Raw genomic sequence first — 1469 nt, forward strand, 5'->3', positions numbered from 1 at the left:
GTGATTGCTACATTTCCGGATGGTAGACAACATCTTCGGTGTGGTGATGTCATTGCTGAGATGAATTGTTTTTCGCTTGCTACTGCGGCCACTGAAATGAACATGGTTGCTCTTCAAAATAAGCACTGCAAAGACCCTGTTTACCATGTCATTCTGTCCTGGCCTGAGGCTGAAAGACCGACTCCTGAACAAATTTTTGGCTGTGCGCGGCACAGTATGAAAAGCCTTGGTATGGAAGGTCATCAGTATGTGTGTGCTATTCACGATGACACCGATAATCTGCATTGCCATCTTTCAGTCAATCGTATTAACCCAGTAAGCTACAGAGCGGCATCTTTGTATAACGACCGTCTGATTCTGGACCGCTGTTGCCGTGAGATGGAACTCAAATATGGCTGGCAGCATGTTAACGGTCCTTACATGGTTAACAGTGAAGGTCGTATCGTTCGTAAGAAAAACTTCTACAAATCTGCGCCGGCAGCTGCCCGTGAGCTGGAGCATTTTGGTGATAAGGAAAGTCTGTTTTCGTACGCGGTAGATAATTGCCGGGAGAAGATAGATGCGTTGTTTCTGGGCGGGAACTATGACTGGGATGGGGTGCATGACATTCTGATTGCGGCCGGGCTTGAGCTGCGCCAGAAAGGTGAGGGACTTGCAATTTACGACGTCGCTGATGATGAACAGGCACCGATTAAGGCCAGCGATCTTCATCCAGAACTGACGCTGAGTTGTCAGCAGGAACTGATTGGTGCCTTTACTCGTGCGTCTGTTGTTCGTGAGGTGAACCGGGAAGGAAGAGATGTTCTGCTGAGTGCCGTGGATATTGAATCCCAGTACGATAACCGTCTTCACTGTCGTGATAAGGGGGCCAGAGCTGAGCGTCGTAATGATCGTGCGGAGGCCCGGCAGGATCTGATTGCACGCTACAAGGCATACAAAACCAGTTTTGTTCGGCCGGGGATTTCAGCAGATGCTGCCCGGACACGTTTTCGCGAACTGGCGGCCGGCTATCGTATTCGTAAGAATAATGTTCGCATGACAGAGCGCGATCCTCTCTTGCGTAAGCTGATGTTCCGTGCGCTGGAAGTCGAGAAGATGAAGGACATGGCCGCACTGCGTTTGCAGATTCGTGATGAAAGAAAGGCACTGAAAGAGAGTCCAGACTCTCGTCCCCTGTCATATCGTGCCTGGGTGGAAGTGCAGGCAACGCAACATGATGCTGCCGCCATCTCGCAGCTACGTGGCTGGGCTTACCGTGAGAAACGTAAGAACCGTACTTCTACGATCTCCAATAACTTTATTCTTTATGCAGCTGCAGATGATATTAAACCATCGCAGATCCGGGGCTATGATTCCCATGTAAATCGTGATGGTGCTGTTGTCTATTCATCGGGTGGTACACCTGTATTACTTGATCGTGGTGTACTTCTTGAAGTTGCCGATGCGCCGGCAGAGAAGGGTAAAAACCT

1 protein-coding gene is annotated in these 1469 nt (G+C 49.8%); it reads left to right on the top strand.

Annotated features, from left to right (window positions below; genetic code table 11):
- Window positions 1-102: 102 nt before the first annotated feature.
- A partial coding sequence (gene traI, locus FEK66_RS25555) for a TraI/MobA(P) family conjugative relaxase (protein WP_240783256.1) occupies window positions 103-1469 on the top strand: 1367 nt, incomplete at its 3' end.

Origin of the sequence: Escherichia sp. E1130 (assembly GCF_005781065.1) — a bacterium.
Taxonomy (GTDB): domain Bacteria; phylum Pseudomonadota; class Gammaproteobacteria; order Enterobacterales; family Enterobacteriaceae; genus Escherichia.